The organism is Streptomyces sp. NPDC091377, assembly GCF_044757045.1.
Lineage (GTDB): Bacteria > Actinomycetota > Actinomycetes > Streptomycetales > Streptomycetaceae > Streptomyces.
The window spans coordinates 1-26,133 of sequence record NZ_JBIVUE010000033.1 but is presented as its reverse complement, the minus strand read 5'-3'; the positions used below and the strand labels follow the sequence as shown (position 1 = coordinate 26,133).

General features: G+C 69.1%; 27 protein-coding genes and 1 pseudogene. 19 read left to right on the top strand and 9 right to left on the bottom strand.

Going from position 1 to position 26,133, the window contains the following annotated elements:
• Positions 1-7 precede the first annotated feature (7 nt).
• The 4 genes from ACIQNG_RS37850 to ACIQNG_RS37835 all read right to left on the bottom strand — a co-directional run bounded on the left by ACIQNG_RS37850 (position 8) and on the right by ACIQNG_RS37835 (position 7,653).
• Entirely contained in the window at positions 8-3,730 is a 3,723-nt protein-coding gene (locus ACIQNG_RS37850) for a glycoside hydrolase family 2 TIM barrel-domain containing protein (protein WP_401491606.1), read from the bottom strand.
• Between the two features lie 202 nt (positions 3,731-3,932).
• Positions 3,933-4,967, bottom strand: coding sequence for an ABC transporter permease (locus ACIQNG_RS37845; protein ID WP_161208485.1), 1,035 nt, complete (start codon positions 4,965-4,967; stop codon positions 3,933-3,935).
• A complete protein-coding gene (locus ACIQNG_RS37840; protein WP_401441489.1) occupies positions 4,964-6,559 on the bottom strand; it encodes a sugar ABC transporter ATP-binding protein in 1,596 nt (531 codons plus the stop codon). The genes ACIQNG_RS37845 and ACIQNG_RS37840 overlap by 4 nt, the downstream gene beginning before the upstream one ends.
• 53 nt (positions 6,560-6,612) lie before the next feature.
• Positions 6,613-7,653 (bottom strand): substrate-binding domain-containing protein, encoded by a 1,041-nt coding sequence (locus ACIQNG_RS37835; RefSeq protein ID WP_401491603.1) that lies wholly within the window; start codon positions 7,651-7,653, stop codon positions 6,613-6,615.
• 397 nt (positions 7,654-8,050) lie between these two features.
• On the opposite strand from ACIQNG_RS37835, the gene ACIQNG_RS37830 reads away from it, so the two are divergent.
• The 5 genes from ACIQNG_RS37830 (at position 8,051) to ACIQNG_RS37810 (ending at position 13,169) form a co-directional block, all read left to right on the top strand.
• On the top strand, positions 8,051-9,820 hold the full coding sequence (locus ACIQNG_RS37830) for an IlvD/Edd family dehydratase (RefSeq protein WP_401491601.1): 1,770 nt from the start codon (positions 8,051-8,053) through the stop codon (positions 9,818-9,820).
• A gap of 9 nt (positions 9,821-9,829) precedes the next feature.
• Complete coding sequence (locus ACIQNG_RS37825) at positions 9,830-10,774, top strand: dihydrodipicolinate synthase family protein (protein ID WP_401491599.1); 945 nt, start codon at positions 9,830-9,832, stop codon at positions 10,772-10,774.
• Entirely contained in the window at positions 10,771-11,724 is a 954-nt protein-coding gene (locus tag ACIQNG_RS37820) for a sugar kinase (protein WP_401491597.1), read from the top strand. The genes ACIQNG_RS37825 and ACIQNG_RS37820 overlap by 4 nt, the downstream gene beginning before the upstream one ends.
• A gap of 25 nt (positions 11,725-11,749) precedes the next feature.
• Entirely contained in the window at positions 11,750-12,370 is a 621-nt protein-coding gene (locus ACIQNG_RS37815; RefSeq protein ID WP_401441494.1) for a bifunctional 4-hydroxy-2-oxoglutarate aldolase/2-dehydro-3-deoxy-phosphogluconate aldolase, read from the top strand.
• Between the two features lie 67 nt (positions 12,371-12,437).
• Complete coding sequence (locus tag ACIQNG_RS37810) at positions 12,438-13,169, top strand: FadR/GntR family transcriptional regulator (protein WP_401491594.1); 732 nt, start codon at positions 12,438-12,440, stop codon at positions 13,167-13,169.
• Positions 13,170-13,194: 25 nt separating this feature from the next.
• Here the strand turns inward: ACIQNG_RS37810 and ACIQNG_RS37805 are convergent, their stop codons facing one another.
• The 5 genes from ACIQNG_RS37805 to ACIQNG_RS37785 form a co-directional block, all read right to left on the bottom strand.
• Positions 13,195-13,359: a hypothetical protein gene (locus ACIQNG_RS37805; protein WP_401491593.1), complete on the bottom strand. Its 165-nt coding sequence runs from the start codon at positions 13,357-13,359 to the stop codon at positions 13,195-13,197.
• A complete protein-coding gene (locus ACIQNG_RS37800; RefSeq protein WP_401491629.1) occupies positions 13,356-13,853 on the bottom strand; it encodes a transposase in 498 nt (165 codons plus the stop codon). The genes ACIQNG_RS37805 and ACIQNG_RS37800 overlap by 4 nt, the downstream gene beginning before the upstream one ends.
• A 19-nt stretch (positions 13,854-13,872) precedes the next feature.
• Positions 13,873-14,316, bottom strand: a complete 444-nt coding sequence (locus ACIQNG_RS37795; RefSeq protein WP_401491591.1) for a DUF6262 family protein — start codon at positions 14,314-14,316, stop codon at positions 13,873-13,875.
• Positions 14,306-14,443, bottom strand: coding sequence for a hypothetical protein (locus ACIQNG_RS37790; protein WP_401491589.1), 138 nt, complete (start codon positions 14,441-14,443; stop codon positions 14,306-14,308). Before ACIQNG_RS37790 ends, ACIQNG_RS37795 begins: the two co-directional genes overlap by 11 nt.
• A gap of 89 nt (positions 14,444-14,532) precedes the next feature.
• Complete coding sequence (locus ACIQNG_RS37785) at positions 14,533-15,255, bottom strand: hypothetical protein (protein ID WP_401491588.1); 723 nt, start codon at positions 15,253-15,255, stop codon at positions 14,533-14,535.
• 156 nt (positions 15,256-15,411) lie between these two features.
• On the opposite strand from ACIQNG_RS37785, the gene ACIQNG_RS37780 reads away from it, so the two are divergent.
• The 14 genes and pseudogenes from ACIQNG_RS37780 (at position 15,412) to ACIQNG_RS37715 (ending at position 26,000) form a co-directional block, all read left to right on the top strand.
• Complete coding sequence (locus tag ACIQNG_RS37780; RefSeq protein ID WP_401491627.1) at positions 15,412-15,876, top strand: DUF2199 domain-containing protein; 465 nt, start codon at positions 15,412-15,414, stop codon at positions 15,874-15,876.
• Positions 15,876-16,538: pseudogene (locus tag ACIQNG_RS37775) on the top strand (hypothetical protein). The gene ACIQNG_RS37780 and the pseudogene ACIQNG_RS37775 overlap by 1 nt, the downstream one beginning before the upstream one ends.
• Positions 16,539-16,944: 406 nt before the next feature.
• A complete protein-coding gene (locus ACIQNG_RS37770) occupies positions 16,945-17,361 on the top strand; it encodes a hypothetical protein (protein WP_401491586.1) in 417 nt (138 codons plus the stop codon).
• A 105-nt stretch (positions 17,362-17,466) separates the two neighbouring features.
• Positions 17,467-18,948 carry a Tn3 family transposase gene (locus ACIQNG_RS37765; protein WP_401491584.1) on the top strand — a complete coding sequence of 494 codons (1,482 nt, stop codon included), beginning with the start codon at positions 17,467-17,469 and terminating at the stop codon, positions 18,946-18,948.
• A 231-nt stretch (positions 18,949-19,179) separates the two neighbouring features.
• Positions 19,180-19,650: a hypothetical protein gene (locus ACIQNG_RS37760; RefSeq protein WP_401491583.1), complete on the top strand. Its 471-nt coding sequence runs from the start codon at positions 19,180-19,182 to the stop codon at positions 19,648-19,650.
• Positions 19,651-19,795: 145 nt separating this feature from the next.
• Entirely contained in the window at positions 19,796-20,515 is a 720-nt protein-coding gene (locus tag ACIQNG_RS37755) for an ATP-binding cassette domain-containing protein (protein ID WP_401441462.1), read from the top strand.
• A complete protein-coding gene (locus tag ACIQNG_RS37750) occupies positions 20,515-21,765 on the top strand; it encodes a hypothetical protein (RefSeq protein WP_401441461.1) in 1,251 nt (416 codons plus the stop codon). The genes ACIQNG_RS37755 and ACIQNG_RS37750 overlap by 1 nt, the downstream gene beginning before the upstream one ends.
• A gap of 44 nt (positions 21,766-21,809) precedes the next feature.
• The gene (locus ACIQNG_RS37745) at positions 21,810-22,439 is read left to right on the top strand and encodes a hypothetical protein (protein WP_401491580.1); all 630 of its coding nucleotides are present in this window, start codon (positions 21,810-21,812) and stop codon (positions 22,437-22,439) included.
• 259 nt (positions 22,440-22,698) lie between these two features.
• Positions 22,699-23,553 carry an RHS repeat domain-containing protein gene (locus ACIQNG_RS37740; protein ID WP_401491578.1) on the top strand — a complete coding sequence of 285 codons (855 nt, stop codon included), beginning with the start codon at positions 22,699-22,701 and terminating at the stop codon, positions 23,551-23,553.
• 217 nt (positions 23,554-23,770) lie between these two features.
• Positions 23,771-24,736, top strand: a complete 966-nt coding sequence (locus ACIQNG_RS37735) for a hypothetical protein (protein ID WP_401491576.1) — start codon at positions 23,771-23,773, stop codon at positions 24,734-24,736.
• A 36-nt stretch (positions 24,737-24,772) separates the two neighbouring features.
• Complete coding sequence (locus tag ACIQNG_RS37730; protein WP_401491574.1) at positions 24,773-24,961, top strand: hypothetical protein; 189 nt, start codon at positions 24,773-24,775, stop codon at positions 24,959-24,961.
• A complete protein-coding gene (locus ACIQNG_RS37725; protein WP_401491625.1) occupies positions 24,958-25,302 on the top strand; it encodes an RHS repeat-associated core domain-containing protein in 345 nt (114 codons plus the stop codon). The genes ACIQNG_RS37730 and ACIQNG_RS37725 overlap by 4 nt, the downstream gene beginning before the upstream one ends.
• Positions 25,303-25,311: 9 nt before the next feature.
• Positions 25,312-25,689, top strand: a complete 378-nt coding sequence (locus ACIQNG_RS37720; protein WP_401491572.1) for a hypothetical protein — start codon at positions 25,312-25,314, stop codon at positions 25,687-25,689.
• A gap of 26 nt (positions 25,690-25,715) precedes the next feature.
• Positions 25,716-26,000 carry a hypothetical protein gene (locus ACIQNG_RS37715; RefSeq protein WP_401491570.1) on the top strand — a complete coding sequence of 95 codons (285 nt, stop codon included), beginning with the start codon at positions 25,716-25,718 and terminating at the stop codon, positions 25,998-26,000.
• The last annotated feature ends 133 nt before the right edge of the window (positions 26,001-26,133 follow it).

The window sequence follows — 26,133 nt, the reverse complement described above, 5'->3', positions numbered from 1 at the left end:
ACGACCGTCAGGGCAGCAGCCGAAGCCGTGCCGTGCCGCTCCAGCCGTCGGACAGGGTGATCGCCGGGTCGATGTAGTTGCCCCAGGCGAGGTCCGGGTAGTTGACGCGGGCGCTGACGATCAGGCCCACCCCCGGGCTCCGGACCGGGAACGCGTCGCCCGCGATGGTCTCGAACGCGTCGAGCACCACATACGCGGCGGAGGCCGACGCGTTCTTCCGGCCGGTCACGCGGACGGTGACGGTGTGCTCCCCCTCGGCCAGCCCGGTACGTTCGAACACCTTCTGCTGGAACTGCTTCCCGGAGGCGTAGAGGTCCACCTCCGTTGCGGCCCCGCCGTCGACCGAGATCTCCGCAATGCCCTCCTTGGGGCCCTTGGGGCAGATGACCCGGACGCCCCTGCCCCAGAAGGAAACTGACGCGGTGTCACCGGTCTTGTTGCTGAACGACTCGGTACGCCCGATGTCCCCGCTCGTCCACGAGACGGACGCGTCCGCGTGCGTCCACGACCCCGCGTAGACGACCTGGGCCGAGGCGTCGTCGATGACCGAGCTCACCACCTGGAACGCGTCCACGAGCGCATAGGTGCCCGAGGAGTCGGCGTTCCGGGTGCCGGTGCACTCCACCGTGACGGTGTGCTTCCCGTACGCCAGCTCCTCGCTGCGGAACACCAGCTGGGCCGGGGTCTTGCCGGGGCCGTAGAGGTCGACCGTCCCCGCGGCCTTCCCGTCCACGTAGATCTTCACGATACCGAGGTTGCCTGCCTTGGCGGAGTAGAACCCGACGCTGGTGCCGGTGAAGGTCAGTTCCGCCTTCGCACCCGCGGCCGCGGTGAAGGACTCCGTGCCGAACAGGTCACCCGACGTGTAGCCCGCCCTGAGGTCCGCGTGGGTCCAGGCGCCCGTGTAGACGATCTCGGGGGACGCGTCATCGATGAGGGGCGGTTCCACGGGCGCCAGCCGTACCGAGTCGGAGCCGTCGGACTCGACCTGCACACCCGGGCCCTGCGCGCCGACCGTGGCCTTGGCGGTCCTGATGTTGGTCTTGGTGCTGCGGAAGTCGTTGGTCCAGTGGGCGGCGCTGTCCTTGCCGAACAGGAAGTAGCTGTGGGTGTCCTGCGCCCACGGCCAGTCCGGCCGGGTGCGGTATCCGTCGCTCCCAGAGGCCCGGCCCCGGGCCGCGGTGCCGACGGCGCGCCCGATGTGGTCGTCGGGGTACACGGTCCACTGGGCGTCACGCTGCCAGCTCAGGGTGTCCGTCCGTTCGGCGAGGACGTACCGGACGCCGACGTCGCTGACCTCACCCGGCGGATTGGCGATCTTGTACGTCGTCGTCAGCCGTCCGCGCGGACTCACGGACACCGTGAACGTGGTGTTGATGGTGCCGAAGCGTCCGGTGAGGGTGACGACCGCCTGGCCTCCGGACGTCGTCACCGTCGCGGACGCTCCCGTCCACTGGCCGGGAACGGAACGGGAGATGACCAGATCCGGGCCGCTGGTGAGCACCCGGGTGCCGTCCGCCGACGCCTCGGTCAGCCGTGCCGTGCGCTTGTCGAATACGACGGTGAACGGCGCGTCGGCACCGGTGACCGTGATCGTCCCCGAGGTCTCGCTGACGGTGGGCGCGGTTCCGCTGTCCGACGGGAGGGCGGGTGTCTTACGGGTGTTGAGCCACAGGCGGTACTCGTCGACGAGCGCGGTACCGCGCCGGAAGGTGAGCCGCAGGACGTCGCCGGCCGACCAGGCGCCGGCCGGGACCGTGAGGGTGCCGCTCTGCCGGGGTGCGATGTCGACGTTCTGGAGGGTGCCCGACCTGCCGCCGATCTGCCAGTCGACGGTGAGCTCACCGAGGTTGCTGTGGTCGTACCAGTTCTTGACGGGCACCGCGACGGCGCCTGCGGGGGTCAGTCCGGTGAGCACCCCGTCCTCGATCTGCACGGGGGAGAACGCCTTCTGGGTGAGCCAGAACTCGGGCTTGCGCCGCCGCCACAGGTCGATGATGCCCCACTCGCCGTATCCCTCCGGCCCCTTGGGCAGGTGGAACACCTCGTCGATGGCCGCCCAGATCGCGCCGCCCACGACACCGTCCGTGGTACGGAACTTGTTGGCGAGCTTGGCGATGCTGTGGCCCCAGAAGTCGCGGACCCCGGGGTCCGCCTGCAGCGTCCCGGTGTTGTAGCAGGGGACGTGGGCGAACTCGCCGTACTGGATGGGCTGCCCGGTGTTGCCGTTGGCGTTCTGCAGGCTGGGGTAGTGGCCGCTGTAGATGTCGGCCTGATTGCCGCCGTTGAGCTGCTGCATGTCCTCGAAGACCGTGGGCCGCGACGGGTCGTTCTCGTGGGCGTACTCGTGCTCCGCCGCGAAGTTCTGCCCCATGCCGCTCTCGTTGCCGACGGACCACTCGACCACGCACGCGTGGCTGCGGTCGCGCTCGATCATCTCGGCGAACTGCGTCATGTACTGCTCGGTGTAGTCGGGGTCGTTGACGGTCTTCTGCTGGAAGCAGACCGGTGCCTCCACCTCCACGTACAGCCCGAGGCGGTCGGCCCAGTCCAGCAGTGCCGGCGTCGGCGGGTAGTGGGAGGTGCGGATGTAGTTGCAGTTCGCCTCCTTGTACAGGCGGGCGGCCTGCTCCTCCATGGCCGCGTTGGTCGAACGGCCCTGGTCCTCGGTGATGCTGTGGTGGCAGACGCCCAGCAGGTGCACCGGCTTGCCGTTGACCACCAATTGGTTGCCCTGCACCTTGACCTGGCGGAACCCGATCTTGCGGGTCACCGTCTCCGTCACGCCTCCCACGGTGAACGAGGCGGTCAGGGTGTACAGGTTGGGGTGTTCGGCGTCCCACTTGAGCGGGGCGGCGACCGGGATCGCGGCCTGTTGCTGGGGGGCCTTGTCGGTCAGGGTGATCGTGGACGGGCTGATCGCGACCGTCTTGCCCGCGGGGTCGGTGAGGGTGAGTTTGGCCGTCCCGCTCGCCCCCGCCGCGAGCACTGCGGCAGCGGTCACGGTGAGCGTGGCGTCCTTGTAGGAGGCGTCGAACGTTGTGTCCGCGTGCAGCCGCGTCAGGTAGGCGGTGGGCAGGGCTACGAGGGTCACCTCGCTCAGGATGCCGCCGATGATGTGGTGGGCGTAGACGGACTGGCCCGCGATGCTGTCGGGCCGGTCGGTGACGCCGACCGTGATCACGGCCTTGCTGCCGGGGGTGACCAGAGAGGTGATGTCGGCGTACCAGGTGGTGAAGCCGCCGTCGTGCGTGCGTACAGCGGTCCCGTTGACCCACAGCCGCGCGTAGCTGTAGACGCCGTCGAAGCGGAGCAGCACACGTTTGCCGGCGAAGTCGGCGGGGACGGTGACGGTCACTGCGTAGGCGCATTCGGTGTTCGAGAGCACGGTCTCGTCCTGCAGCGCCGGTTCGCCCGGTACGTCGATCTCGTGCCAGGACGAGGTGTCCGTCCCGGACGTCCAGAACGACGCCGGAGGGGTGGAGGTGTAGCGCCAGCCCGAGGTGACGGGTACGCGCGGATTCGCCACACCGGAGACCGTGTCCGGCAGGGGCGGAATGGCGGGCGGCGCGGTGGCCGCGTGGGCGGGTCCGGCGAGGAAGACATCGCCGGCGACGGCGAGGATTCCGGCTGCGGCCAGGCTCTTCAGCGCGCTGCGCCGGGTGAACGCACCGGTCGCTGTGGCGGCGTCCGGGCCATCCGAAGGTGTACGGCGGTGGGGAAACTTCACGTCAGACCTCTCTTGGCAACTAGGCTGCTAAGTGGTTATAGGGCTGTTCGGTGCGGTCGGCAATACCCGAGTGCGGTGGTACGTACATCTGTCGGGGCGTCAGGACGATGACACGGTGAAGCTGTTTGGTGCGAGGCGGGGCCCGGCAGGGGCGCGGCGACCGTCGGCCCGTAGCGCCCCCGGCCGGGAGGCGAGGGTCCCGTCAGTGCGGCAGCCCGACCGCCCTCTCGCCGCTGCGGCGCTGCTGGATGACAACCGCCACGACGAGGAGGGCGCCCTGGGCGACGTTCTGCCAGAAGGAGTTGATGCCCTGCACGGTGAGACCGTTCTCCAGGGCCCCGAGGAGGGCGACGGCAAGCAGCGTTCCTCCGATGCCGCCCTTGCCGCCCTTGAGCGCGGCGCCGCCGAGCGCGGCCGCGGTGATTGCCTTGAGTTCCAGCCCTTCGCTGCCGGAGGTGGGCTGGCCGGAGCCGGTACGGGCAGTGAGCAGGATGCCCGCGATCGCGGCGACGATCCCGATGAGGGCGTAGACGAAGATCAGGTACTTGTTGATGTTGATGCCGGCCAGGCGGGCGGCGGTGTCGTTGCCGCCGATGGCATAGATGTTGCGGCCGATGTCGGTGTAGCGGAGCAGCACATGGACGGTCACGGCGACGACGATGAGGATCCAGACCATGACGGGAAGTCCGGCGATCTTTCCGCGGCCGAGGAAGACGAACACGTCATCGTTGAGGACGTAGCCTTGGGCGCGGCCGTCCGAGAGCAGCTGGGCGAGGCCCTTGTAGGCGGCCAGGCCGGCCAGGGTGGCGATGGTCGGGTTGACCCTGCCGTAGACGATGATCAGGCCGTTGAGCGCGCCGATCACGAGGCCGACGCCGACGGCGGCCGCCATGCCGAGGAACGCGTTGGTCCCGGTGCTGGTGAAGACCATCGCGCTGACGACCGACGCCACACCGGCCTGCGAGCCCACGGAGATGTCGAGCCCGCCGCAGATGATCACGACGGTCTGCACGATGGCGAGCAGCCCCGTGATGGTGGCCGCCTCGGCGATCACCTGCATGTTGGACAGGCTGAAGTAATTGTCGTTGAGGACCCCGAACAGGATGAGGACGAGGGCGAGTGCCCCGACGAGGCTGATGTTCTGCCCGCTGATGTTGGCGAGCAGCTTCGGCCGGAGGGGGGTGGAGTCGTCCGACGGTCCCTTGACGGCCGGGGACGGGGGGCTGGTGAGGGTCATGAGGTGGCTCCGGGGGTGCTGGCGCTGATCATGTCGTCGGCCATGGCGAGGGCGAGGATGGACTCCTCGGTGGCCTCTTCGTGGCTGAGTTCGCCGGTGATGCGGCCTTGCTGCATGACGACGACCCGGTCCGCGAGACCGAGGAGTTCGGTGAGTTCGGAGGAGATGACCAGCAGCGCAACGCCCTCCGCCGCCAGGTCGGCGATGATCTGGTAGATCTCGGCCTTGGCGCCGACGTCGATGCCTCGGGTCGGTTCGTCGAGGATCAGGACCTTCGGTTTGCGCGCCAGCCACCGGGCGAGGACGACCTTCTGCTGGTTTCCGCCGGACAGCTTGCGCACCTCGTGGTTGATCGAGGGGGTGCGCACCCTCAGGCGGTCCGTGTAGTGCTGGGCGAGGTCGCGCTCGGCCCCCCGGCGGACGAAGCGGAAGCGCCGCAGCCGGTCGAGCACCACCAGCGAGGTGTTGGCGCGGACGGACTGCTGGAGGAAGAGGGCCTGGGCCTTGCGCTCCTCCGGTGCGAGGCCCAGCCCCGCCCGGATGACCGCGCCGGGGCGTCCGCTCGGCAGCGGAACGCCGTCGAGGGTGACCGCGCCGCTGCGGACCGGCTGGTCACCGGCCAGGGCCAGGGCCAGTTCGGAACGGCCCGCCCCGATCAGGCCGGCCAGTCCGACGACCTCACCGGCGTGCACCTGGAGCGAGATGTCGTGCACGTCGTCGGTGGAGAGGTTCTTGACGTCGAGCACGAGCCGGTCCGTGGCCACCCGCTGCCGTACGAACATGGCGGACAGGTCTCGGCCGACCATGAGGCGGACCAGTTCGCCCTGGTTCGTCGTGTTTGCCTGCTGCACGCCGACCAGGCTGCCGTCGCGCAGGACGGCGATGCGGTCGGCGAGCTGGAAGATCTCCTGCATGCGGTGCGATACGTAGACGATCGTGATGCCCTGGTCCCGCAGCCGGCGGATGAGAGCGAAGAGGGCGTCCACCTCGTGCTCGGACAGCGATGAGGTGGGTTCGTCGAACGCCAGCAGCCGGGGCGGTGTGCTGCCGGTCAGGGCGCGCATGATCTCGACCAGCTGCCGCTGGGCCGGGGTGAGCCGGGACCCGAGGAGGTCGGGGTCGAGCACGTCGGCGAAGCCGAGCCGGTCCAGGTCCGCCCGGATGCGGCGGCGCAGCTCCGCCCGGTCGAAACACCGGCCGCGCTTGCGGGGCAGCGAACCCGCGTACACGTTCTCGGCGACCGAGATGTGCGGGATGATCTCCGGTTCCTGGGGGATGATCCGGATTCCGGCCGCACGGGCACGGGCGGGGGAGTCGAGGGTGACGCTCTCGTCGCCGAGGAGGACGTGTCCCTCGGTCGGTTGGTGGTCCCCGGTGAGGATCTTGAGCAGGGTCGACTTTCCCGCACCGTTCTCACCCATCAGCGCGGTGACCTGACCGCGCGGGAAGTCGAGCGTGACGTCGGTGAGCGCCTGCACCGGACCGAACCGTTTGGTGACGTCTGCTATGCCGATGGACTCGTTACGAGGGACGGCGTCGGGCTGTCCGCCAGCGGGTTCCGGCCCGGCGGTCGAGTGGGGCGCTCTGGTCATGTGTCGGTTTCACCTCGAAGGCATGGCGCGCGGAGTGGTCGGGGCGGTGGGGGTCAGCTGCAAGTGAGGCCGGACTTCTTCCAGTTGGAGTGGTCGACCATGCTGGTGGGGGCGAATGCCTCCTGGGGGAAGTCCTTGCCGTTCTTGAGCTTGTCGTACATGGTCTGGACGGCCAGCGCGCCGACGTCCTTGCCGTTGATGAAGAGGGCGGCCTTCATGCCGCTCTTCTTGTCGGACTGCCATTCCTTGCAGGCGAGGTAGGCGCCCAGACCGACGCCGATGACGTGGTCGGGGCCGATACCGGCGTTCTGCAGCGCGGTGATCCCGCCCATGGCGTTCTCGTCGTTGCAGCCCCAGACGACCCAGTTCTTGACCTTGGGGTTCGCGGTGATCGTCGCGGCGATCTTGTCCTGGGCCCCGGTGGGCGTGTTGTCGGTGGCCACATTGATGGTCTTCACGCCGGGGACCGCGGCGTCGAAGGCCCTTTTGGCGGCGTTGACCCGGTCGCCGCAGACGGTAACGTCCTGCTTCCACGCCGAGATGACGCGGGTGTCGGCGGCCTTCCAGTCCGCCTTCTTGTACTCCTCGGCCGCCCGCTTCCCGACCTCACCGCCCATCTGGGCGCCGCTGAAGCCGATGCGGGGCACCAGGTCCTCCTTGCGACAGGCAGCCGGGTCGGGGCCGGTGGTGCAGATCTGGTCGTCGGAGGTCAGCAGCGCGACCATGCCGTCCTTCGCGGTCTGGACGACCTGCGGCCCGACGGCCGGGTCCGGGACGACGATGATCACGCCCTTGGACTTCTGGGCCACCGCGGACTGCACCTCGCTGACCGTCTTGTTGGCGTCGTTGCCCAGGTTGACCACCTTGAGGTCGATGCCGAGCTCCTTGGCCTTCGCCCTGGCGCCGGCCGCCTCCCCCACGAAGTACTCCTGGTCGCCCTGCTTCTGCAGGTAGGTGAGGGAGATCCTGCCGTCCACCTTGCCGACCGAGTCCTCCCCGGAGCTTTCCTTGCCCGAGGAGCACGCCGTGCTCAGACAGAGGGTGAGCAGCAGACCGGTTGCGGCGGCGGCGTGCCGACGGGATGTAGCGAACATGGAGGCTCCTTTGAGCTGACGGCGACCGTGGCGCAGAGCGCGGCGGAGGGCCGTGTGGTGAGGATTCGGCGTGGGTGGCCAAGGGGCGCGCGGACGGTGTCCGTCGATGAAGCAGCGCCTCAGAAGGGACCGTGAAGCAACGTTCCCGGACGTGTCGTGTGACATGACATTGGTGATACGGGGTCGCAGTCAAGCCTGCGGGCAGAGGTTTTTCCGGAAGATTTATCCGGGTTCGTCGGGAGTCAACGGTGGCCCCCCTTTGGTCTGTTCGTTGATCGTCACGCTATCGTCATTTGATAGCATCATTAAATTTCTCAGCAAGGCAAGACCCCGCACGGTCACAGGGCGATCTCAAGCGGCTCGCCTGCCGAGCCCGCACCGCGTCGAAGGGACACACATGGCAGAGCCGGCAACAACGTCAGCGGCAGTTCCCGAGGTTCCCGCAGTCCCCGCCGTACCGCTGCGCAGCCGCGCGTGGTTCGGCGACGGCGGCAAGAACGGCTTCATCGCCCGGCACCACCTGCGGGCCATGGGGCGCGGCGGTCACAACTTCGACGGCCGGCCGGTCATCGGCATCTGCAACACCTTCTCCGAACTGACCCCGTGCAACGGCCACCTCCAGATCCTCGCGGACGCGGTCAAGCGCGGGGTGCTGCAAGCCGGCGGCTTCCCGCTGGAGTTCCCCGCGATGTCGCTCGGCGAACCGTTCATGCGGCCCACGTCGATGCTCTACCGCAACCTCGCGGCCATGGAGATCGAGGAGCAGATCCGGGCCAACCCGATCGACGCCGTCGTGCTGCTGACCGGCTGCGACAAGACCACACCGGCCGCCCTGATGGGAGCCGCCAGCGCGGGCGTACCGGCGATCGTCCTCACCGGCGGCCCCATGCTCAACGGCAGGTTCAAGGGACGGAACGTGGGCTCGGGCACCGACATCTGGCGGATGACGGAGGAACTGCGCGCCGGGACGATATCGCAGGAGGAGTTCACCGAGTTCGAGTCCTCGCTGAACCGCTCCGCCGGCCACTGCATGACCATGGGCACCGCCTCCACCATGGCCTGCCTGACGGAGGCCCTGGGCATGATGCTGCCCGGCGGCTCCGGGCTGCCGGCCGTGGACGCCCGGCGCGGCACCCTCGCCGAGGAGACCGGCGCGCGCGCCGTGGCACTCGCGGGAAGCCGGCTCACTGCCCAGCGGATCATGACGCGGCACGCCTTCGAGAACGCGATCCGGATCAACGCCGCGATCGGCGGCTCCACCAACGCGGTCGTCCACCTGCTCGCCGTCGCCGGCCGGCTGGGAGTGCCCCTGGAACTCGACGACTTCGACCGCGTCGGAGCCGAACTTCCCCTGCTCATCGACCTGATGCCCTCGGGCCGCTTCCTGATGGAGGAGTTCGCCTACGCCGGCGGACTGCCCGCCCTCGTCAACGACCTGCGCGACCGGCTGCACGGGGACACTGTGACGGTCACCGGCCGCTCCCTGCTGGACAACTGCGCGGGCGCCGAGGTGTACGACCGCGAGGTCATCCGGGAGTTCGGCAACCCGGTGCAGCCCGCGGGCAGCGGTACGGCCGTGGTGCACGGCAACCTCGCCCCGGACGGCGCGGTCATCAAACAGTCCGCCGCCGCGCCCCACCTGCTGGACCACACCGGCCCCGCCCTGGTCTTCGACGCGCTGGAGGACTACCTCACCGTCGTCGAGGACCCCGCGCTCGACGTCACCGCCGAGACGGTGCTCATCGTGCGCAACACCGGCCCCCGCGGATACCCGGGCATGCCCGAGGTGGGCAACCTGCCGCTGCCGAAGAAGCTGCTCGACGCCGGGGTGCGCGACATGGTGCGCATCTCCGACGCCCGGATGTCCGGCACCGCCTTCGGGACCTGCGTCCTGCATGTGGCCCCCGAAGCGGCGGTCGGCGGCCCGCTCGCACTCGTCCGCACCGGCGACCGGGTCAGGCTCGACGTGCCCGGCAGACGGCTCGACATGCTGGTCGAGGACGAGGAGATCGAGCGGCGGCGGGCGGTCTGGGAACAGCCGAAGCCACCCGCCACCCGCGGCTGGACCCGCCTCTACACCGAGCACGTCACACAGGCGGACACCGGCGCCGACCTCGACTTCCTCGTCGGCGCGACCGGCTCCACCCCACCCCGCCAGGCTTTCTGAGGAGCTGACATGGCCGCACACAACCACAAGGACCCGGACCGCCTGGTCCGCGGCGTCTCGCCCGTGCTGGAGGTACCGTTCCACAGCGACGGAGCACTCGACCCCGACGGATTCGCCACCGTGGTCGACCGGGTCCTGGCAGCCGGCGCCCGGTCGGTGATGTTCCCCGGCTTCGCCAGTGAGTTCCACAAGCTCGACGCGGGCGAGCGGGAACTGCTCACCGTCCTGCTGCTCGACCGGACCCGGCAGCGCACCGACGTGGCCGCGATCGTCTCCGTGCCGGACCACGCCACACGCCACGCGATCACCCAGGCTCTCCGGGCCGCCGAACTCGGGGCCGACGCCGTCAACCTGCTCCCACCCCATTTCCTCGCCCCTTCTGCGCCCGCCGTCTCGGCCCATCTGCACGAGGTGCTCGCGGCCGTCGCCCCCCTGCCCGTCGTGGTGCAGTACGCCCCGGCGCAGACCGGGACCGCACTGGACGCACCCGCCCTTCACCGGATCGCCGCCGAGCACCCCAACCTGCGCTGGGTCAAGGTCGAGTCCGCCCCGCCGGGCAAGCTGATCGCGGCCCTGGCCGCCGGCCCCCGCCCGTTGCCCGCCCTGGTCGGCTACGCCGGACTCCAGCTGCCGGACGCCCTGCGCCGGGGAGCCGTGGGCGTACAGCCCGGTTGCTCCTTCACCGAGCTGTACACGGAGATCTGGGAGCGCTGGCAGCGCGGCGACGAGGCCGCGGCCGTCGCCCTGCACACCCGGATGCTCCCCTACCTCTCGTACTGGATGCAGAACGTGGAGCTGATCATCGCGGTGGAGAAGGAAATCTCCGTACGCCGCGGATGGTTCGCCTCCGCGCACTGCCGGGCCCCCGGATACCGGCTGGACGACGAGGAGCTGCGGATGATCAACCGCTTCTGCGCGGAGTTCGCCCCCCTGGTGCCGGACCTGGCCCGATGAGCGCCGACGTGGTCGTCTGCGGGGAGGCGATGCTGCTGATGCTGGCCGAGCCCGGCATCCCGCTGGAGCACGCTGTGGCCTTCCGCCGGTCCGTCGCCGGCGCCGAGAGCAATGTGGCGGCGGGCCTCGCACGGCTGGGGCACTCCGTCCGCTGGCTCGGACGCGTCGGCGACGATCCGGCGGGACGGACCGTCCTCGCGCAGCTGCGCGCCCAGGGCGTCGACTGCGCGTACGCGGTGACGGACCCGGACGCCCCGACCGGGGTGCTCATGCGCGACAGCCATCCGGCGCGTGCGATCGACGTCCAGTACCTGCGCGCGGGCTCGGCCGCCTCCCGACTGTCACCGGACGAGCTGGTGCCCGCCCATGTCGAGGGGGCACGGCTCGTCCACATCACGGGGATCACACCGATGCTGTCCGATGCGGCACAGCGCGCCACCTGGCGCCTGGTCGAACAGGCCCGTGCCGCCGGGGCGACGCTCTCGTTCGACCCGAACATCCGCCACAAGCTCGGACCGCCGAAGCGCTGGCGCGAGGTCGTCGGCCCCCTGCTGGCCCATGCCGACATGGTCCTGGCCGGCGAAGACGAGCTGGAACTCCTCGGCGTCACGAGTCCGGCCGCCCTGCTGGAGACCGGGCCCGGCACCGTCGTCGTCAAGCACCGCGACAAGTCGGCCAGCTGTCACACCCGCGAAGCCGGCCCCTGCCGTCAGCCGGCCTTCCAGGTTCCGGTGACCGACCCGGTGGGCGCCGGGGACGCCTTCGCCGCCGGCTTCCTCTCCGGACTCCTGGACGGCTGCGGCACCGCCGAGCGCCTGCGCCGCGCGGCCGCGGTGGCCGCGCTGGTCGTGCAGTGCGCCACGGACACGGACGGGCTGCCCGACCGGGCCGGCCTCCACCGCGCCCTCGCGGCCTTCACGGACAGCGGCGCCGAAGCCGTCATCCGCTGACCACAACAGAAGGAGAGTACGAGTCATGTACCGATGGGAAACGGTCCAGGCCATCACCGCGCAACGCGTCTTCGCCATTGTCCGCACCGGCGGTCCCGACGAGGCCGTCACCGCCGCGGACGCCGTGCTGGAGGCCGGGCTGAACGCCGTCGAGATCGCGCTCACGACCCCCCGCGCACTCACCGCGCTGGCCCACCTCACGGAGACGCGCCCCGGCGCGCTGCTCGGCGCGGGCACCGTCATCGACGGCGCGGCTGCCCGCGCGGCGATCGAGGCGGGCGCCCGCTTCCTCGTCTCGCCGAGCCTCCACCCCGAGGTGATCCGCACCGGCCACCGATACGGCGTCCCGGTGTTCCCCGGCGTCACCACACCGACCGAGATGGTGCGCGCCCTCGAGGAGGGCGCCGACGCCCTGAAACTCTTCCCCGCCTCGACGGTCTCCCCGGCCTGGCTGCGCGATGTGCGGGCGGCGCTCCCCCAGGCACCCGTCCTGCCCACCGGGGGCGTGAGCGTGGAGAACGCCCCGGAGTGGATAGCAGCCGGCGCGGTGGCCTGCGGCATGGGCTCCGCCCTGACCTCGGGCGGCCCCCGGAGCACCGGTGAACGCGTCGCTGCGCTCCTGCGCCGGCTGTCCGAGGCCCGATGACTCCCACCGGACGGCAGAAGTGACCCCCAAGACCCTCAACGGCGATGTGCGAACGACAGGGAGCGGCGTGGAACTACACGGACTACACGGGCAGGTACTGAGCCGGATCGGGAAATCCTTGGCCGCGGAGGAGATCCGCGCGGGCGAGGTGCTGCGCCTGGAGGACCTCCAGGACCGGTACGGGGTCTCCCGGACCGTGGCACGCGAGGCGGTCCGCGTCCTGGAGTCGAAGCGGGTCGTCACCAGCCGGCCCCGGGTGGGAATCACCGTGCGCCCGATGGACGAGTGGAACCTGTACGACCCCCAGGTCATCCGGTGGCGGCTCGCTTCCCCCTCCCGGAGCGCCCAGCTGCGCGAACTCGCCGAGCTGCGCGCCGCCGTGGAACCGTCGGCCGCGGCCCTCGCCGCAGCCGGTGCCTCCCCCGAGACCCGGGCCTCACTCGTCGAACTCGCCCAGGCGATGGCGGGCGTCGCCGAGGACGACATCCAGGGCTTCATCGCGGCCGACCTGGCCTTTCACCGAGGTCTGCTGAGCGCGTCCGGCAACGGCATGTTCGCCCAGCTCTCCGAGGTCACCGAAGAGCTGCTCGTCGCCCGCCGCGACCTGCCCCTGATGCCCGATCATGTGGACGCGGACGCCGTACAGCGTCATGTGGAAGTGGCCATGGCCATCGCCGAGGGACGCCAGGCGGACGCGGCACGGTGCGTTCGCCTGATCGTGGACGCCGCCCAACGCGAGGTGGAGCAACTGCTGGAAGGGGGCAGGCACTGTGCTCTGGGCGGTCGCCCCGGCGCGTGAGGGACCGGCCCACCGCCGCACCGTCTCACTGGTCGCTCTCGTCCCACCGCGCGAGCAGTTCGTCCTCGTCGGCGCCGGATGCGAGTGTCTCGTCGCGAAGCACTGCTCGGCCCAGATGACCTTGCCGCGCGCGGACCCGGGCGGCGTCCTCGTGGAGGCCGAGCGCATCAAGCAGGGGCTGGATGTTCATCCGGCCACCGCCTGCGGGTCGCGCCAGGTGGGAGTGTTCGCGCCGGTGAGCTGGCGGACCATGACGTGGGTCATCGCCCAGTAGACACGGGAGGCGGACGAGGACGGGCGGTGCTCGTAGTCACCGACCAGACGCCGGTGCAGTATCAGGATCCCGAAGGTCTGCTCGACCACCCACCTCTTCGGCTGCGGGACGAACCCCGTCTCCTGCGGGTTGCGTTCGACGGTCTCGACGTCGATGCCGAGGCGGGTGCCGTGGGCGGCGACCTGGTTCTTGAAGCCCTGGTCGACCAGGGCCTTGCGGACGGTTCCGCCGGCGTTCTGGGCGACCTGGTCGAGCAGGGCGATGCCCGCGGCGTTGTCGTGCGCGCTCGCGGCGAGGATCGTGACGGCGATGACCAGGCCGAGCACGTTCACGGCCAGGCCCCGCTTGCGGCCCTTATCTTGAGCCCGCCGATCTTGTAGGTTCCTGACCTGGTGTGTTGTGTGGTGGATAGTGTCCTCGACGGTCTCATCAGCAGGGGCCGATGACGTTGGGAGATTTCCTTCTTGGCGTGTCGCCGCGGCGGCCTGGCAGGTCGGCCGTGCGTCGTTCCCCGAGCGCGAGGGCGAGGGCCTCGCGCAACTCCCGGTTCTCGGATTCGAGTTGTCGGTTGCGCTCGGTGGCGGCCTCCTGGCGTCGTAGCAGGGAGGCGTCGGAGGCTCGTTGCCGGTCGGGAACCGGCCGGGCCGCGGGGACCGACCGGCGACGGGCGCGAAGCCGCTCAATCTCGGTTTTCAGGTCCGGCTGGGTGTAGAGCCAGGACCGGGAGACGCCCGCTTCGCGGGCGAGGGTCTCGAAGGTGATCGCGGTGCCGGTGGCGTCCATCCGTCGCAGGGCGGCGACCGCCCGCCGGCGGGTCGCCGTGGACCGGCGGCGGGCTGCGGCGACGATGAGGTGGGAGTTGTCAGCCGGCATTGGCGGTCTCCTCGCCCTCGTCCTGGCCGTTCTCCAACTCGTCGATCATACGGTCGAGGTTGTCAGAGACCTGCTGGTTCATCTCGGCGACGCGGGTGTGCCCGCAGCTCGTGGCGTTGTCGATCAACGTCAGGGTGCGGGTGCGCTGTTCACGAGCTCCGGCAGGAACTCGGGCCCGGTGAGGAAGACCGGGCAGGTCAGGCAGGCTTCTTTGAACTACGCCTGAGGCGGTGCGTCGAAGCCACTGCGCTGAAGTATCAGCCGATAGTGGGCTGGAGCTCCGGTGATGATCTTCCAAGCATGCTGCTGAGCAGACCGAAGGCGTTCGGGGTAGGAAGCGGGGTCTGGGTCGATCCAGAGGGCGAGGTCGTGCCGAGTGCCGGGATCCTCGCAGGCCAAGAACGATTCAAGGCATGCAGCGCGGTAGGCGTCTCGCAGGTCGGCGAGTGAGTCCCGCTCGGCCTTGCTCTCCTTGGTCGGGATCCTGTTCTTGAAGTCCTCGCTGGATCCGTACTTGAGTGGCGACTGCGCGGCATACCAGGCCATGGTGGCCCCGACCATTTCAGCGTTGGTGCCGGTCAGCACGTAGTCGACAATCGTCGATTGCACGGAGCGATAGCCGAGCGTGTTGACCAGCGGCAGGATCAACTGCCGGATGCCGCTGGGGCACTGGTCATGTGTCGCCGCGCGAGTCAGGAGGTCAGCGTGTCGCCTGGTCAGATCGCGGTCAGCCTCAGCGGCCTCGCCGAGTCGATAGCGCTTGACCTCGCAACGGTGGTGCTGATGCTCGCAGATCATGATCTGCGGCATCTCCCACCCAGGGCAGAAGATAGCAAGGAGTTCGTCGAGCAAGGGCTCGAAGGCGGCCTCACGGCCGGGCTGATCCGGGATCATTGCCACCGTCATCGCTTCCACCTCGCGGCTGTTACCCGCGATCACTAGTTGACCCACCTGAGGTCGAGGCGGTGCGCAGCACGGCGGGCCAGCGGTGGGGGCTGAGCAGTGGCGTCGAAGCCGATCACTAGACTCCACGTCATGACCAGTGATCTCGGATTCACCTGCACATGCTGCGGGGCCCACCACCCTGAGTTGCCGATGAACTACACGGCCGAGGCCCCGGCCGCCTGGGATCCCGCCTTCGCCGGCGCCGAGAACTGCTTGCTCTCGTCGGACCAGTGCGTAATCCGCGCACAGCACTACTTCGTCAAGGGCCTGATCGAGATACCGGTCATCGGCAGCGACGACGTCTTCTCCTGGGGCGTCTGGGTCTCACTCAGGCGCGAGAACTTCTCCCGGGCTGCAGATCTTTGGGACAGGCCCGGCCGCGAGGCCGAGAAGCCGTACTTCGGCTGGCTCACCACCGACCTGACGGCCTACTCGACCACGACCCTCAACCTGAAGACTCACGTCCATACCCGCCCGGTCGGTGAGCGCCCCTTCATCGAGCTCGAGCCCACCGACCACCCCCTAGCTGTCGAACAGCGCACGGGGATCACTCTCGACCGCGTGCGGGAGATCGCGGCGGCCGTACTCCACTCCAGCCGCAGTGAGCAGCAGTAATGGCCGACTCCTCCGCGTCGCCGATCCCGGTCGCGCCCGCTGGCCTGAGTGGCAGGGCCCAGAGGTTCATCGAGGTGGACGGCATTCGTGTCCCTCGGCCGGGCATCCACCGGCACCGCTAGGCGTGGATCGGGCACGGGATCCCCGCTGCGGAGATCGACCGGGCCGCGGCCTTCCAGGACCGCTGGGGCGGCCTCGCCCTGCCGCCGGCCCCGTTCTACGAGGGCGGCCCGCGCATTCTGGACGCCGACTGCCCTGAGGGCTCGGCCGCACAGGGCTGGTCGTTCTCGGCCGGGAGCGGGCGGGTGTCCGTGGCCTACGGATTCAAGATCGGCCCCGCCGGCGCGTTCGGGATCGACGCCCACCACTGGACACCCCAGCATGCCACCACAGACGGATGGGTCGAGGCCTTGGCGCTCGCCGCCCACGCGAGACGCTGGGCCAAGACCCTCACGAGGATCGCCGGCAAGGCCGTCGAATCCCTGAACCTCGACGGTTACGAACCGGTACCTGAAGTGCAGGGCCTGACCGACACCTGGTGGCGAGGCAAGGACTCGCTCATCGCCATCTACCGAGGCGAGGCCGTCGGTCTTGACGCGCCTCAATACCTCGAAGCTCACGTCTACGGCGGCCTCGACGAGTGGGGACTCCACGGCGGCTGACCGCTCGCCAGCGCCGCCGGACCTGAGCACACGGTTGGCCAGACGGGCCAACTGTGTGCACTGCGGGCGCTGCCACTTCTGGACGGGCGATCCGGCGATGTACGCCGCGTGGAAGGCGGAGCGCGTCGGCTCTGCCGGGCGGGCCCCGGAGACCGGCTCCGTCACCCCACCCGGCCCCGCGTAGCAGCCGTCGGCGCTCAGCGTCGGAGGGCGCGGCCTCGGCGGCCGGGGTGGCCATCCACGCCTCGGGAACGTCCGGGGCCTCCACGTCGTCGTACGCGGCCCGGTATGCCTCCAGGTTGGCGGCGTAGTGCGCGCGGCCGGCGTCGGTGACGTGCAGGACCTTCAAGTCGTCGGGCCAGATGCTCGAGCCGTCAAAGTAGTGACGCCGGGGCGGGTACAGCCAGTGGTGGATCTCCGTCTCGGCCGCGAGCGCGCCGCCGCGGAACTCGAGGAGCTTGGCGGCCGCCGTAGTGCTGCGGGTGATCCTGGCGATGTGGTTGGTGGTGATCCCCGCGGGCAGCGCCGGCAGCTCCTCCGGCGGATCGCCGCCCCAGTTCTTCCAGTAGGGGGTCCACTCCTTGCGGACCCACAGCTGGTCGTTGATGTCGTTGCGGACGAGGGCGACCAGGAGAACATCCTCTTCAAGCTGGCCGAGGCGTCGCTGGGCGCCCCCGAGGGGACGGTCCGCCAGGTCGTGTTCCCGGCAGTGTCCGGGGGTGAGGCGACGCTGCGGGAGCTGATGCATGAGTTCAAGACCCGCGGCCCGGTCTACCGGCGCACGGTGCAGACGACGTTGAAGGCGTCCTACACCAACCACTAGCGGCGCGGGCTGATCAAGCTGCTCGATGTGCTGGAGTTCCGTTCCTCCAACCACACGCACCGGCCGGTGATCGAGGCTCTGGCGCTGGTGGCGCGGTAGGCGAACGTGGGAAACACGACGTACTACCCGCTGGGCGAGACGGTGCCGGTCCACAAGGCGATGGGTGGGGACTGGGCGGAAGTCGTGCACCGTGCCGCCGACAAGCGCGGCCGGCGCCGGGTGGTGCGCATGGTCTACGAGGTTGTCGCCTTCCATGCCCTGCGCGATCAGCTCAAGTGCAAGGAGATCTGGGTGGTCGGCGCCGACAAGTGGCGCAACCCCGATGAGGACCTGCCGCAGGACTTCGAGGCCCGGCGGGTAGAGAACTACAGGGAGCTGCGCAAGCCGCTGGACGCCGCGGTGTTCGTCGACGAGTTGCGCGAGCAGATGACGGCCGAGCTGACCCTGCTCAACGACCGGATGCCTAAGCTGTCCTGGCTGGACATCGCCGAGCGGAAGTCCGGCGCCATCCGGCTCACGGCGGCCGAGGCCCAGCCCGAGCCGCGCAACCTGCGCAGAATCAAGGGCGAGGTACAGCGCCGATGGGGCATCGTGCCGCTCGTCGACATGCTGAAGGAAGCGGTGCTGGGGACCGGCTGCCTGGACGCGGTCACCTCCGTCTCCGGCGGCGGCAGCCTCTCGCCGGAGATGCTTGCCGAACGCCTGCTGCTGGTCATCTACGCGTACGGCACGAACACCGGGATCAAGGCCGTGGCGTCCGGCGTCCACGACCACACCGAGGACGAGCTGCGCTACGTACGGCGCCGGTACCTGTCCACCGAGGCCGCCCGCGCCATCGCCGTCCAGATCGCGAACGCCACCTTCGCCGCCCGCAGCACCGAGGTGTGGGGCCAGGGCTCGACCGCGGTCGCCTCCGACTCCACCCATGTCCGCGCCTACGACCAGAACCTGTTCACCGAGTGGCACTCGCGCTACGGCGGCCGTGGGGTGCTCATCTACTGGCACGTGGAGAAGAAGTCCCTGGCCATCCACTCCCAGCTGATCAACTGCACCGCCTCCGAGGTCGCCGCGATGATCGAGGGCGCCATGCGGCACGGCACCACCATGGACGTCGAGGCCAACTACACGGACTCGCATGGCCAGTTGGAAATCGGGTTCGGCATCACGAGGCTGCTGAACTTCGACCTGTTGCCGAGGATTAAGCGGATCAACAAGGTGAAGCTGTACCGGCCGGTGGCCGGCGAGCCGGACGCCTACCCGCAGCTGACCCCGGCGCTGACCCGCCCGATCCGCTGGGAACTGATCGCCCAGCAGTACGACCAGATGATCAAGTACGCCATGGCGATCCGGACCCGTACGGCGTCCACCGAGGCGATCCTGCGGCGCTTCACCCGCAACGCCTCCCACCCCTCCACCAGTTCATCGACGACGCACACCCTGGCAGAGCCCACTGACACTGACGCTTCACCAGCACGGCCGTCCGGATGTCGGACCGTCACCGTCCTTCGGGCGAAGTCTGGTCACGGCTCGTGCTACGAAACCTGGCGTCGGCAGGGCTGCCTCAGCCCCCGCCCCCCTACAGGCTGATTCGTGGGTTCCTTGGGTGGCGGCGGAGGCTCAGATCTACCTCAGATACCAGGTGTGACTGTGTTTTCCGTAGAGCGCGTTGTGTAGTTTCATCACGTCAGCGCGGTCGATGAAACGTTCGACTTCCTCCGTTGATCGCAAACGGGAATGACCAATCCTTTTGGGGGGAACATGCCTCAAACGAAGCACTCCACCATACTCAGACGCGCTGTCGGCGCGAGCGTGATAGCCGTGATCGCGGTGGGGGCGGTGCCGACCACGGCGCAGGCGCTCAATGCTGTTCGCACGTGGAACGCCAGCTCGAACCCGCTGAAGGTGACCGGCTACGGCAGCACTGGCTACGCCTACGGAACCTGGAAGGTGTACAACAGCTCAAACGGCACCCGCTCTCTCGCGAGCACCTACAGCAAGCTGTCGAACGCCGATGACCACAAGGTGTACGTCGAGCTGGAGACGCAGGTGAACGCCGGGTACTGCGTCCAGGCGTCCAAGTACATGTCCTGCACCCAGAGGTACTGGGACCACGACAGCGACGAGACGGACCACCACAGCAGCCGGTCGTACACGTACAAGAGTGCCTCGACCGGTGTGTCGGGGTCTGCCGACTACGCCCGCGGCAAAGTCCGTGCCCAGCTCGACATCCCGTGGCGTTCTGACCCGGCGACTGGCTGGTCCTACACCGACGGCGGCGACAAGTACTGACCCGCCCGGGGCGGTAACCCGCCCCCGGCATCATGGTTCTGAGCCCGAACGTTGTGGCCACGCGGCTCGAATTGACGCGTGGCCGCAACTGCGCCCAGCGCTTCACACCACCCAGGTCGGAACACGAGAAGAGAGATCGGCACCGGTGAGTGAACATCGCCTCAGCTGCGAGGAACTGGTCAAGGATCACGGGGGCAGCTTCCAACTGGGACCTCTGTCGTTCGCTCTGAGCGAGGGAGTGACGTGCCTGGTCGGTCCCAACGGGGCGGGGAAGTCGACCTTCTTCCGCCTCGCGGCGGGCATTGAGAAGCCGACTACCGGAACCATCACCCTCGAATCCGCCAAGGACCGTCGGCTCGGGTACCTGCCGCAGGAGCCGGACCTGCCCCGCAGCGCCACCTGTGAGGAGTTCCTGCACTACGTCGCCTGGGTTCACAAGATCCCTCCCAAGCAGCGCCCCGAGGCGGTGGCCGACGCCCTGGTACGCGTCAACCTGACCGTACGGAGGCGCAGCAAGATCCGGACGCTGTCGGGGGGCATGCTGAGACGGCTCGGCATCGCCCAGTCGCTGATCCATGATCCGTCCCTGCTCCTGCTGGACGAACCCACGGTCGGGCTCGACCCGCGCCAACGCATCGCCCTGCGCGAGACGATCTCATCGGTTTCCGACGGCCGGATCGTTCTCGTCTCCACCCACCTCGTGGAGGACGTCCGCAGCCTCGCCAACCGCGTCATCGTCCTCAACGCAGGACAGGTGATCTTCGACGGCGACGTACCGGCTCTGGAAGACAAGGCGACAGCCGACGCCCCGGGCGACACGGAACTGGAACGGGCGATCGCGACACTGATGGGGGATGCGGAGTGATGCACTCACCTCGGTACGCCTTCAAGACGCTCGTCGGCCCTTGGCTCGTACTGCCGGCCGTGGTGCTGGAAACAGTGAACTTCGCCCAGAGGGGCATGCCCTGGCGAGGCGAAGCACTGTGGACCGTGGACTGGTTCGCCATCGTCCTGTTCATCCTCGGTCCGCTGCTCGCCGGTGCCACGGCGGTCGACGCCGCTCGGCTGTCCAGGCCCGGAAACATTCACCTCGTCCTGGCGACCAAGCAGCCTCACCGGCCGTACCTGCGTGCTGCAGCATGGTCAGCCAGCCCCGTCCTCGCGGTGCACCTGCTGACCGTCGCAACCGGCCTCATCACCAGTGGCGTACACGGATCTGTCCCGTGGCCCGGTATCACTTCGGCTGCCCTCATACAGTGCGCGGCGATCTGCTGGTACGCCGCCCTCGGATCTGCCGTCGGCCGCTTCGCCAGCCCGCTGGTCGCCGGTGCTGTGGCCGCCGTCGGAGCCTTCACACTGATCTACCTGCTTGGCGAAGGCGGCAGCACTGGCTTCAATCTCCTCGCCCTGGGCGGCGCCACCGTCTCCCGACTCGGGTACGACTACACCCCCGGATACCTCGCCGCCCAGCTCGCACTCTTCGCCATCACCAGCGTGCTGCTGCTCTGGCTGCCACTGCGCCAGCGCTCCGGACTTCGTCTGCCCACGACCGCCGGCGCCGTGTGCGCCGCCCTGACCGTCGTGCTGGTCGCCGCCGGACCCTACGTGCTGCCCGCAGACCGCCTCACCCCTGCCACGGCAGCCCCGACCGACTGCTCGGGCACCGCACCCAAGATCTGCCTGTACCCCGAGCACCAGCGGTTCAAGAACCAGGTCGTTCAACACATGCAAACCCTCACCGAGGCCGCGAGCGCGGCCGGGTACACGTCTGTCGTGCCGGAGCGCCTCGACGAACTGAGCCGCACCTATCGCATCAGCGACCCCACCGTCGCCGGGATGGAGATCCCCGCCGACGCCTACCCCACCGGCCAGATTCGGATCGAGGACGTGGCCTCCGCCCTCGTCCGGCCCCTGCACTGCGACCTCATGTACGAAGAGCCGGGCCCGGGCCCCGCGTACTGGCAGGAGGAGTTCTCCCTCTACGCCACGCTGCTGCACACAGCCGGCATCAAGGTCAACCCCAACGAATTCCCCACACCTCCCAAGATCCTCTCACCCCAGAACGTCCAGAAGATCATGAACAGCCACCGGTCATGCAGCCTGGAGAGCGCATGACCAGCGCGGCCCGCACACTACGGGCCTGGGCAGGTGTCCATGCCATGCGTCCCGCCCTGACCCTCCTCGCGGTCACCGCGGCGCTCTCCCTGCTGTGCGCCCACGCCATGATCGACAGCGTCGGATTCCTTCTCTTCGAAACCCCCGTCTCCCTTCTCCTGCTCATTCCGGTCCTTGCCGGAATCGCCGCCGGTATCGGCTCCCACAACACCGCCCGCGTCCCGCTCCCCGAGCCCGCACGCCTCACACCCGCCCGAATCGCCTGGCTCCTCACGCTCACCGGCCTCGCCTGCCTGTCGGTGAGCGTCGCACAGATGGCCGGCCCAGACCTCCCCTGGCAGCCCGCTGTGCGCAACGTACTGCTGCACACAGCACTCGCCATCACCGCCGCCAGACTCCTCGGCCCCACCCTCGCCTGGCTGCCCCCGGTCTCCCTGACCTTGATCTGCATGCTCTTCGGATATCCCCCCTCCGAACCCGCCTACTACTGGTGGGCCGTGATCATGGAAGAGACCGTGACTACCAGCCAATGGGGCGTCACCGCAACCGCCTTCCTTGTGGCATGCGTCTTCTACACCGCCGCGCCCAAGCTCACCGGTCACACCGGGCGATTCGCTCGCCCAGCCACTCCAACACGCGGGATGCCGATCCAGCAGAAGCACCGGCTCCCGTAGGCAGGACGAGAGGAGCACCATGCAGCAGGTATGGACGATCGCCGCCGCGCTGATCCTGGTCAATGTCGTCGGCTTCGGCTTCGCGTTGCTCTTTCGAAAGATCAGTAGAATCCGCAGCCGACGCCGAGGATGACTCCTTCCTTCCGGCCTGTGCGGTCCCACCGCTCAGGGGAGACCCTGAGCCTTCGCCGTGAGCCTCGCATCGGTGACCGCGAGGCCCTCGACGTCACACAGGCAGAATGCAAAGATCACTGACGAGGTGCTCTGTGACAAGGGGCCGGCCCGGCCGACTCGGATCATCGCCCCGACGTCCGCCGCTACCGCGTCCGCCTGCGCGGCGGCCCCGTCGACGAGGGGCTGCCGCCTGCTGGAGTACGTCTACGCCTCCGCCACGACGGCGACCTCCACGGCTTTCGGCGACGTCGGCGGCCAGGTCCGCGAGATCCGGCTGTGGTCCACCGAGCCGGGAGCCTCGGCTGCCACGTCCAAGGCCGTGCATGCCTACGAGTACGACGACGAGGGCCGGCTCCGCCGGGCCTGGAACCCGCAGATCAGCCCCGCGCTGGTGACCGCGTACACCTACGACGCGGCCGGTCGGGTCACCTCGCTGACAACGCCCGGCGAACTGCCGTGGACGTTCACCTACAGCCAGGCGGGCAACGATCCTTCGGCCGGCGAGGGCATGCTCCTTAAGGCCACCCGTGCCGCGCTGAAGGAGGGCACAGCCGGCACCGTCGAGGGCGAGGCGACGACCTGCGTCGTCTACGGCGTGCCGCTGTCCGGCCCCTCGGCCCCGTACGTGATGGACCGGGACACGGTCCGCATGTGGGGGCAGCAGGACATCCCCACGGACGCCACCGCCGTCTTCCCCGCCGACACGGTGCCGGCCTCCCACTCGGGATCGGCCCTGGAGCAGTCGGCGTACCGTCTGGCCACGGTGCAGTACCTGAACGTGTCCGGCGAGCGAGTCAACCTCGCCGAGCCGGGCGGTCGGATCGACAACACCGACCACGACCGGTTCGGCAACGTCGTCCGTGAACTGTCGGCCGGGAACGAGGAAACCGCCCTCGGGACGACGACAGCCGCCCGGAAGTCGCTGCCGATCTGGGGCTGACGGATCGGCCGAGCGCGGAGCGCGCCGAGCTGCTGTCCACGCGGTCCGAGTTCGACGAGACCGGTACACGTGAGCTGGAGAAGTTCGGTCCCCTCGGCCGGATCGACCTGGCCAAAGACCTCACGTCGGGCAGCACCACGCTCGTCGCGGCGGGCTCTTCCGTCCTCGCGCGCAGCTGGACCAGCAAGCGCTACGACGAGGGACGACCGGGGACGCCGTGGCCATCAGCAACCAGATCACCAGCTCCAAGGAGGGCGCCCAGGTCCGCGAGCACCCCGCCGCCATGGCCGACGCCCAGCTGACCGCCGTCGCCTACGACTGGGCCAAGGGCCTGCCCATCAAGGTGGTGCAGGACCCCGGCGGGCTGGCCATCACCACCGTCACCGAGTACGACGCCCAGGGCCGCGTCACCCGGCAGGGAGCACCCGGCACCTCGGGCACCGACGCCGGAACCCAGGTCAGCACCTACTGGTCGACCACCGGCACAGAGATCTCCTGCACCGACGCGGACGGAGGGACCACCACCACCGCGTATGACCGGCGCAACCGCCCTGTCACGGTCGGCAACAGCGTCCCCAGCACAGTCACCTACACCTACGGCTCCTCCACCGAGCCGCGAGAGCTGCCCACCAGGGTGACCGACTCGGTCGCGGGTGCCTTCACCGCCACCTACGACGTGGACGGCGCCGTGGCCTCGGAGAAGCTCCCGGGCGGCTACACGCTCAAGCAGTCCAAAGACGCCGCAGGCACCGTCGTCGAGCGCACCTACACACGCGACAGCGACGGGGTGACCGTCTACAACGACGCTGCCACCTCCACCATCCATGGCCAGGCCGCCACCCGCTCCGGCTGGTCGCACCAGGAATTCGGCTACGACGACGCCGGACGCCTCACCCGGGTCGAGGACACCAGCGACAACGTCTGCACCCTGCGGACATACGTCCTGGACAGTCGCTCCAACCGGACCGGCACGACCGAGACCTCGGCCGATCCCGGGCTGCTCTGCCCAACAGCCACGGGCACAGTGACGAGCCGCACCTACGACACCGCGGTCCGTATCGCCGCCTCGGGCTACACCTACGACGCCTTCGGCCGCACAACCGCGCTACCTGGCTCGGCCCTGTCGTACTACGCCAACGACCTGGTGCATCGGCAGACCACCGGTTCCCAGCGCCAGACGTGACAACTAGAAGCCGGGCTGCGGTTCCGCTCGTGGTCCGTGGAGACCAACAACGCCGGCACCTGGAGCCAGACGGCGGCCAAGACCAACCACTACGGCAATGACTCGGACAGCCCGAGCTGGATCGTCGAGGACGCCGCCCAGGGCACCGTGACCCGCACGTCGCCTCGGCCACGGGCGCGTTCAGCGCGACCACGGGCAAGGCTGGCGGCACGGTCCTCCAGCTGACCAGCATCCACGGCGACGTCGCCCTCCAGCTGCCGCTGAACTCGGCTGTCGCGCCGACGGTCATCGACAGCAACGAGACGGGCGCCTCCCGCACAGGCAAGACCGCCCAGCGCTACGGCTGGTTCGGCTCCAACCAGCGCTCAGGCGAGACGCTCACCGGGATCATCCTGATGGGCGCGCGGCTGTACGACCCGAACACTGCCCGGTTCCTTCAGCTGGACCCGGTCTTCGGCGGCAACTGCAACGCCTATGACTTCGTCTGCGCCGACCCGGTCAACGGAACCGACCTCGACAGCCGGTGCGGCGCCTGGGGTAACCCGTTCAAGGCCTGCGACAGGTGACGCATCCTCATGTGGTCCCGCTCTCCCGGAAGCCGCTGGAAGACCATCTGTGAGGGAAGCACCACCAACGTCACCGTGGGCGGCAAGAAGTACGGCAAGTTCGGTCTCCGGCACATCAAGGACAAGCACCTCGGGAAGGGCAAGCAATCCGCGTGGAGATCCAGCTCCACCATGCTCAGCGACCTCAAGAAGGCGCTCATCTCGGGCAAGTGGCGCAACGCCTGGGGCGGGGTCTATGACGGAGAATGGGACATCACGTACTCGTACTGGACCGGCTGCGGATGCCGCAAGAAGAAGTACACGGTCACCGCGCACTACCGCACCACCGCGGCGCCCGACGGGAATCCGCTGGGCGTGACCACCGCCTACATCAACCGGACCGGGTGACCTTCCGAGGGAGAATGTCTCAGCCGATGAACAAACCGCGCTCGCCTGATGAACTCATCCGCGCCACTGCCAAGAGCATCTCGGGGCGGCTCGCAGGAGAGGAGGCACCCGCAACAGCACTGCGATCGGTCGTCCACATGGTCGACAACGACGAAGCCGAACTGGCCGTGGACGACCTCGCGCGAGTGATCGAGTACTACCGCATCCGCATTCTGCGGACGGAATACGACCAGATCGCCGCAGCGGCCACCCAACTCGATGCGCTGGACTCACTCACCGAGGTGAAGATCGACCGATTCATCGCCGACTGAGACGTCGTAGCCATCCCTGAACCGGGCACACTTTGGATGGCGGCGGGGGGGGGGGGCCCGGGGGGGGGGGCCCCCCCCCCCCCCCCCCCCCCCCCCCCCCCCCCCCCCCCGGCCCCCCCCCCCCCCCCCCCCC